Origin of the sequence: Nocardia wallacei (assembly GCF_029868745.1) — a bacterium.
GTDB classification, from domain to species: Bacteria; Actinomycetota; Actinomycetes; order Mycobacteriales; family Mycobacteriaceae; genus Nocardia; species Nocardia wallacei_B.
Window position 1 is genome coordinate 1 of sequence record NZ_JARWOP010000013.1, and the last position, 7,521, is coordinate 7,521.

A 7,521-nucleotide genomic window follows, 5' to 3' on the forward strand; every position below is an offset into this window, starting at 1 on the left:
CGCCGCGTGGGCCCACCGGCTAAACGCGTCAGGGTCCACCTACTTCCCCCCGCCGGCCGCACCGCCCGGGGGGGCGAGGTCAGGGCGGGACCGCCTATGCCTTCACATACAGGTCCCGGATCTTGCGCTTGTAGAGCTTGCCGTTGGGGTCGCGGGGCAGTTCGTCCAGGTAGTCGATGCTGCGCGGCAGCTTGTACTTGGCCAGGCGGCTCGCGGCGAACTCCATCAGCTCGCGGGTCAGCGCGTCGTCGGGGGTCACGCCCGGAGCCGGCTGCACGACCGCCTTGACCTCCTGTCCCCAGTCGTCGTGCGGGATGCCGAACACCGCGACGTCGGCGACCTTCGGATGCGTGATCAGTTCGCCCTCGATCTCGGCGGGATAGATGTTCACTCCCCCGGACAGGATCAGATCGGAGCGCCGGTCGTGCAGGTAGAGGTAGCCGTCCTCGTCCATATGCCCGATGTCGCCGACGGTGAACAGGTCGCCGACGCGTGCGTCCGCGGTCTTGGCCTTGTCCTTGTGGTACTCGAAGTTCGAGCCGCCCATCTTCATGTAGACCGTGCCGGTCTCGCCGGGCGGCACCTCGTTGCCGTCGTCGTCGAGCACCTTCACCACCGCGTACGGCCACGCCTTGCCGACCGAACCGGGCTTGCGCAGCCATTCCTCGCCGCTGATCGACGTGCCGCCGCCCTCGGTCGCCGCGTAGTACTCGGTGACGACGGGGCCCCACCACTCCAGCATCCGGCGCTTGGTCTCCTGCGGGCACGGCGCCGCCCCGTGGATCATGCAGCGCAGCGAGGACACGTCGTACTTCGCGCGCACCTCCTCCGGCAGCGCCAGCAGCCGGTGGAACTGGGTCGGCACCATGTGGCTGTGCGTCACGCGATGCCGATCGATCAGCCGCAGCATCTCCTCCGGGTCCCACTTGTCCATCAGAACGACCTTGTGCCCCAACTGAATCGAGATGGAGGCGAAGTTCAGCACGGCGGTGTGATAGAGCGGCGAACCGCAGATGTGGACGTGGTCGTCGAACGGCCGGATGCCGAACAGGCCGAAGAATCCGGTCGCCTGCGGCCCGACGACATCCGGGTCGGCGCCGGTCAGCGGCCGGCGCACGCCCTTGGGGCGACCGGTGGTGCCCGACGTGTAGAGCATCGGCGCGCCGGTGGTGCGGTCGTCGGGACGGCCGGTCTCCCCCGCGCCCAGCTCCGCCAGCGGCTGGAACCCCTCGACCTCGCCCACCGAATACCGCGCGGCCGCAGGCAGATTCGCCTCGTCGGCGGCGATCCGGGCGGCCGCGGCGAAGCGCTCGTCGGCGATGAAGACCTTCGCCTCGCTGTCGCCGAGGATGTAGGCCACCTCCGGCCCGGTGAGATGCCAGTTCACCGCGACGATGTACAGGCCCGATTGGTAGGCGGCGAAGTACACCGCGAGCGCCTCGGCACTGTTGTGCACCATCGACACCAGCACGTCACCGGCGCGTAGTCCCTTGGCCCGCAAGCCCTTCGCGATCCGATCGGCCTGCCCGGCCAATTCCGCGTAACTCACCTGCCGACCCGACGGATCGACGACCGCGATCCGTTCGGGTGCGGCGGCGGCGATATTCCACAATCCCAGCTGCTGCGCCGGCTCCATCGAAGTCACTCCTCGAATCTAGAACGTGTTCTATACGCGAACAAGGGGTGCCAGCGCCTCGAATTGCGCGGCGTCGCGAACGCTCACCAGCAGCATCGTGACGCCCGCCTGTTCCCACACCTTCAGCTGTTCGCGCACATGCGCCTCGTCGCCGATGATCGTCGTGTCGAGAATCAGCTCGTCGGGCACGGCGGCCGCCGCCTCGTCCTTGCGACCGGACCGGAACAGCCGGGTGATCTCGTCGACGGTGTCCCCGTACCCCATCCGCCGATATACCTGCGCGTGAAAGTTCAGCTCCTCCGCGCCCATGCCGCCGATATAGAGCGCCAGCACCGGGCGCAGCCGGTCGAGTTCGGCGCGCGGATCATCGGTCAGGATGACCTGCGCGGTGGCGGCGATCTCGAAATCCTCGCGCGAACGCCGGGCACCGGCCCGCGCGAATCCCTCGTCGAGCCATTCGTTGTACATCCCGGCCAGCCGCGGCGTGTAGTAGATCGCCAGCCAGCCGTCGGCGATCTCGGCCGTGAGCGCCACATTCTTCGGCCCCTCGGCGCCCAGCCAGATCGGCAGATCCGCACGCAGCGGGTGGGTGATCGGCTTGAGCGGCTTACCGAGGCCGCTCGCGCCCGGTCCGTCGTAGGGCAGCGGAAAATGCGGGCCCGCGCTCACCACCTTCGCCTCGCGGGCGAGCACCTGCCGGACGATCCCGACATACTCGCGGGTCCGCTGCAACGGCTTGGCAAACGGCTGGCCGTACCAGCCCTCCACCACCTGCGGGCCGGAAACGCCGAGCCCGAGAATGTGCCGCCCGCCGCTGAGATGATCGAGGGTCAGCGCGGCCATCGCGGTGGCGGTGGGCGTGCGCGCCGACAATTGCACGACCGAGGTGCCCAGCCGCACCCGATGCGTCCGCGACCCCCACCAGGCCAGTGGAGTGAACGCGTCCGAACCCCAGGATTCCGCGGTGAACACGGCGTCGAAACCGGTTTCCTCGGCCGCGGCGACCAACTCCGCGGCATTTTCCGGCGGGCTCGCGCCCCAATATCCGAGCTGCAATCCGAACCGCATGATCGACTCCCTTCCGAGCCCCGCTCTTGCCACCAGAATAAGAACCTGTTCTACTCGATATCGTGACTCAGGGGAACACCATGACCGGCACAATCGCCGAAGGAAGTGGCCCGAAAACGGGAACCACTCCCGACGTGCTCGCCGCGGAACTACGCATGAAGTTCGACTACACCCGCTCGGTAGGGCCGACCATCGGACGGTTCCTCACGGGCCTGCGCGACGGCCGGATCGTCGGCGTGCGCGGCTCCGACGGGCGAGTCTTCGTCCCACCGGCCGAATACGATCCGGTCACCGCCGACGCGCTGACCGATTTCGTCGACGTGGCCGACGTGGGCACCGTGCAGAGCTGGAGCTGGGTGCGGGAGCCGTTGCCCGGCCAGCCCTTCGACCGCCCCTTCGGGTGGGCGCTGATCAAGCTCGACGGCGCGGACACCGCGCTGCTGCACGCTGTCGACGTCGACTCCGCCGACGAGCTGCGCACCGGCCTGCGGGTGCGGGCGCGCTGGGCGGCCGAGCGCACCGGCAGCATCCACGACATCGTCTGCTTCGAGCCCGGTGAAATCTCCACCGCCCCGGCCGATTCCGCCGTCGACGCCGAGCCCGTCACCGGCATCGTCACGCCGATCGACCTGAGCTACAAGCACACCGCGGCGCCCCAGGAGACGGTGTTCCTGCGCGGCATCGCCGAGGGCCGACTGGTCGGCGCGCGCGCCGCCGACGGCAAGGTGTACTTCCCGCCGCGCGGCGCCGACCCGCGCACGGGCGAGCCGACCGAGGACTATGTCGACCTCGCCGATACCGGCGTCGTCACCACCTTCTGCATCGTCAACGTGCCGTTTCAGGGCCAGCGCATCAAGCCGCCGTACGTGGCCGCCTATGTGCTGCTGGACGGCAGCGACATCCCGTTCCTGCATCTGGTGCTGGGCTGCGAGGCGACCGAGGTGCGGATGGGCATGCGGGTCAAGGCCTCCTGGAAACCCCGCGAGGAGTGGACCTACGAGGGCCTGGACAACATCTCGCACTTCGAGCCCACCGGCGAGCCCGACGCCGACTACGAGACCTTCGCGCAGCACCTGTAGCGCCCAGCGCTTCGGAAGAGAGCTGAAACATCTTGAGCAACAACGCAACCGACATCGCGGTCGTGGGCTTCGCGCACGCACCGCACGTCCCGGAGACCTACGGCACCACCAACGGTGTCGAGATGCTGGTGCCCTGCTTCCGGCACCTGTACGACAAGCTCGGCATCACGGTCGGTGACATCGACTTCTGGTGCTCCGGATCCTCGGATTACCTTGCCGGACGGGCCTTCTCGTTCATCTCGGCGATCGACTCGATCGGCGCGGTGCCGCCGATCAACGAATCGCACGTGGAGATGGACGCCGCCTGGGCGCTGTACGAGGCCTGGGTGAAACTGCGCTCCGGGCAGGCGAAGACGGCGCTGGTCTACGGCTTCGGCAAGGCCTCCGCCGGCACGCTGCGCCAGGTCCTCACACTGCAGACCGATCCGTATCTGGTCGCGCCGCTGTGGCCGGACGCCGTCTCGATGGCCGGACTGCAGGCGCGGGCCGGGCTCGACGCCGGCCGCTGGACCGAGCGGGACATGGCCGCGGTCTCGGCCGCCGACGCCGCGGAGATCGAAAAGCGGCTGGCCGCACCGTATGTCGCCGATCCGCTGCGCGAGCACGACATCGCCCCGATCACCGACGGCGCCGCGGCCATCGTGCTGGCCACCGGTGACCGCGCGCGCGAACTGTGCGAGCGTCCCGCCTGGCTGACCGGGATGGCGCATCGCATCGACACGCCGATCCTGGGCGCTCGCGATCTGACCTCCTCGCCGTCTGCCGCCGCGGCCGCGCAGGCGGTACGCAACGGGGACACGGCGGAATTCGATGTCGCCGAGCTGCACACGCAGTTCAGTCACGAGCAGCTGATCCTGAAAGAGGCGCTGGGACTGGGTGATTCGACCCGGATCAACCCCTCGGGCGGTCCGCTGGCGGGCAACCCGATGTTCTCGGCCGGACTGGAACGGATCGGCTTCGCCGCGACGGCGATCATGAACGGCACCGCGGACCGCGCCCTCGCCCATGCGGCGAGTGGCCCTGCGCTGCAACAGAATCTGGTGTCCACATTGGAGGCACGATGACGAACAATTGCGCAGCCCGTCGTCGGGCCGACCGGGTGCGGGTGTCCCGCAAGACACAGGAGGCACGATGACCAACCCTGCCGCGGTGCTCGGCACCGGACAAACCCATCACGTGACGAAACGGACCGACGTGTCCATGGCGGGCCTGTGCCGCGAAGCGATCGATCGCGCGCTGGACGACGCCGAACTCACCATGGCCGACATCGATGCCGTCGTGGTCGGCAAGGCGCCGGACCTGTTCGAGGGTTCGATGATGCCGGAGCTGTTCATGGCGGATGCCTTGGGCGCCACCGGGAAACCGCTGCTGCGCGTGCACACCGCGGGCTCGGTCGGCGGTTCCACCGGCATCGTGGCGACCAATCACGTGCAGGCGGGCGTGCACGGCAAGGTGCTCGCGGTGGCGTGGGAGAAGCAGTCGGAATCGAACGCCATGTGGGCGCTGTCGAATCCGGTCCCGTTCACCAAGCCGGTCGGCGCGGGCGCGGGCGGGTACTTCGCGCCGCACGTGCGGGCCTACATCCGCCGGTCCAACGCGCCGCTGCACATCGGCGCCATGGTCGCGGCGAAGGATCGCCGCAACGGCGCCAAGAATCCCCTGGCTCATCTGCAGCAGGCAGACATCACCATGGAGTCGGTGCTGGCGTCGCAGATGCTGTGGGACCCGATCCGATTCGACGAGACCTGCCCCTCCTCCGACGGCGCCTGCGCGATCGTGCTCGGCGACGAGGATTCGGCGCGGGCAGCCGAGTCGTCGGGCAAGAAGGTCGGGTGGGTGCACGGCACCGCCATGCGCACCGAACCGCTCGCGTACTCGGGCCGCGATCAGGTCAGCCCGCAGGCGGGCCGGGACGCGGCCGCGGCGCTGTGGAAGCAGGCGGGCATCACCAACCCGCTGGAGGAGATCGACGCCGCCGAGATCTACGTGCCGTTCTCCTGGTTCGAGCCGATGTGGCTGGAGAACCTGGGCTTCATGCCCGAGGGCGAGGGCTGGAAGCTCACCGACGCCCACGAGACCGAGATCGGCGGGAAACTGCCGGTCAACCCGTCGGGCGGCGTGCTCAGCTCCAACCCGATCGGCGCCTCGGGCCTCATCCGCTTCGCCGAGGCGGCCAAGCAGGTGATGGGCCGCGCCGGCGACTACCAGGTCGAGAACGCGCGCAAGGCGTTCGGGCACGCCTACGGCGGCGGGTCGCAGTACTTCTCGATGTGGGTCGTGGGATCGGAGCGCCCGTGAGGCACGGCCACGCCGGGGCGGCGTCGTGAAATTCACGCTCGGGATCGCGATGAGCCCACTCGAACAACTTCCGGAGCTGGCGAAAACGGCGGAAGAATGCGGATTCGCCGGTATCGCGCTGCCGGATTCGCTGTTCTATATGCAGAATCAGGTGGCGAAATACCCCTATACACCGGACGGCAGCAGGTTCTGGGGCCCGGAGACACCGTGGGTGGATCCGTTCGTCGGCGCCACCGCCATGGCCGCCGTGACCAGCGACATCCGGTTCTACACCAACGTTCTGAAGCTCGGCTCCCGGCATCCGCTGCTGCTGGCGCGGCAGGTGGGATCGGTCGCGGCGCTCAGTGGCGACCGGTTCGGATTCGGGGTGGGAATCGGGTGGGCTCCGGAGGAATTCGAATGGTGCGGCGTTCCTTATGCGCGCCGCGGCGCGCGGGTCGACGAGATGATCGAGGTCATCCAACTTGTTCTCGGCGGCGGGATGGTCGAATTCCACGGTGAATTCTTCGATTTCGGACCGTTGCAGATGAGTCCGGCGCCGAAGCATCCGGTGCCGTTCTACATCGGTGGTCATACCGAGCCGGCGTTACACCGAGCGGCGCGTGTCGGCGACGGCTGGTGCTCGGCGATGATGAAATACGAGGACATCTGCAAAACCATCGGCAAACTCACCGAGCTGCGTACCGAATACGGCCGAACTGACCAGTCTTTCGAAATCCAAGTGGTCTGTATAGACCGTTTCGGGCGGACCGGCTACTCCGAGTTGGCCGCCGCGGGAGTCACCGACACCATCGTGGTGCCGTGGGTCTTCGACGGGCTCGGCTTCGACGCCGACCTGGCAGCCAAGCAGGAATCGCTGCACCGCTTCGCCGCGCAGTTCATCGCCGAACCGATCGGAGCAACCGCATGACGACTACGACCGACCATCCGGCCCGGGTCGCCGGGCACGCCTCGCAGGCCGCGGTGCGTACCCGCGACAAGGCGGCCTGGCTGGAGCTGTTCGCCGCCGACGGGATCGTCGAGGACCCGATCGGGCCCTCGGTCTTCGACCCGGAGGGCCGGGGCCATCGCGGCCGCGAGGCCATCGGGGCGTTCTGGGACAAGGCGATCGCCGCCACCGAATCGATCGAATTCCACTTCGGCGACTCCTTCGCCTGCGGAAACGAGGTGGCGTTCACCGGCCTGATCCGCACCCACATCGGCGGGCAGGTGATCGACGCCGAGGGCGTGTTCACCTACCGCGTGGACGACGCGGGCAAGATCGCGGCGCTGCGCGCGTTCTGGGAGACCGACCGCGCCATGCAGACCATGCGACCGGCCTGACGCCAACCTCCGTCAAACCCGCCCCCGGATTTTGGGGGGGGCACACCCGGGGGGGGGGGTTACCGGCCCAAACAGGGGCGGGGGAGTGGGTTTGGGGCCCCGGGGGGGGGGGGGGGT

7 protein-coding genes are annotated in these 7,521 nt (G+C 68.5%); 5 read left to right on the forward strand and 2 right to left on the reverse strand.

Annotation, left to right across the window (positions count from 1 at the left end):
* Positions 1-94: 94 nt before the first annotated feature.
* Together QH470_RS00305 and QH470_RS00310 are read right to left on the reverse strand one after the other, a co-directional pair.
* Complete coding sequence (locus QH470_RS00305; RefSeq protein WP_280270202.1) at positions 95-1,636, reverse strand: acyl-CoA synthetase; 1,542 nt, start codon at positions 1,634-1,636, stop codon at positions 95-97.
* A 30-nt stretch (positions 1,637-1,666) separates the two neighbouring features.
* Positions 1,667-2,704: an LLM class F420-dependent oxidoreductase gene (locus tag QH470_RS00310; RefSeq protein ID WP_280270196.1), complete on the reverse strand. Its 1,038-nt coding sequence runs from the start codon at positions 2,702-2,704 to the stop codon at positions 1,667-1,669.
* An 80-nt stretch (positions 2,705-2,784) separates the two neighbouring features.
* On the opposite strand from QH470_RS00310, the gene QH470_RS00315 reads away from it, so the two are divergent.
* The 5 genes from QH470_RS00315 to QH470_RS00335 all read left to right on the forward strand — a co-directional run bounded on the left by QH470_RS00315 (position 2,785) and on the right by QH470_RS00335 (position 7,404).
* The gene (locus QH470_RS00315; protein WP_280270197.1) at positions 2,785-3,783 is read left to right on the forward strand and encodes a Zn-ribbon domain-containing OB-fold protein; all 999 of its coding nucleotides are present in this window, start codon (positions 2,785-2,787) and stop codon (positions 3,781-3,783) included.
* 32 nt (positions 3,784-3,815) lie between these two features.
* The gene (locus QH470_RS00320) at positions 3,816-4,847 is read left to right on the forward strand and encodes a thiolase domain-containing protein (RefSeq protein ID WP_280270198.1); all 1,032 of its coding nucleotides are present in this window, start codon (positions 3,816-3,818) and stop codon (positions 4,845-4,847) included.
* Positions 4,848-4,914: 67 nt separating this feature from the next.
* Positions 4,915-6,081 carry a thiolase domain-containing protein gene (locus tag QH470_RS00325; RefSeq protein WP_280270199.1) on the forward strand — a complete coding sequence of 389 codons (1,167 nt, stop codon included), beginning with the start codon at positions 4,915-4,917 and terminating at the stop codon, positions 6,079-6,081.
* A 25-nt stretch (positions 6,082-6,106) separates the two neighbouring features.
* Positions 6,107-6,991, forward strand: coding sequence for a TIGR03619 family F420-dependent LLM class oxidoreductase (locus QH470_RS00330; RefSeq protein ID WP_280270200.1), 885 nt, complete (start codon positions 6,107-6,109; stop codon positions 6,989-6,991).
* A complete protein-coding gene (locus QH470_RS00335; RefSeq protein ID WP_280270201.1) occupies positions 6,988-7,404 on the forward strand; it encodes a nuclear transport factor 2 family protein in 417 nt (138 codons plus the stop codon). The genes QH470_RS00330 and QH470_RS00335 overlap by 4 nt, the downstream gene beginning before the upstream one ends.
* The last annotated feature ends 117 nt before the right edge of the window (positions 7,405-7,521 follow it).

Coding starts and splice junctions, on each gene's coding strand:
- QH470_RS00305 (WP_280270202.1), bottom strand. CDS start 1,636: ATGGAGCCGGCGCAGCAGCTGGGATTGTGGAATATCGCCGCCGCCGCA.
- QH470_RS00310 (WP_280270196.1), bottom strand. CDS start 2,704: ATGCGGTTCGGATTGCAGCTCGGATATTGGGGCGCGAGCCCGCCGGAA.
- QH470_RS00315 (WP_280270197.1), top strand. CDS start 2,785: ATGACCGGCACAATCGCCGAAGGAAGTGGCCCGAAAACGGGAACCACT.
- QH470_RS00325 (WP_280270199.1), top strand. CDS start 4,915: ATGACCAACCCTGCCGCGGTGCTCGGCACCGGACAAACCCATCACGTG.
- QH470_RS00335 (WP_280270201.1), top strand. CDS start 6,988: ATGACGACTACGACCGACCATCCGGCCCGGGTCGCCGGGCACGCCTCG.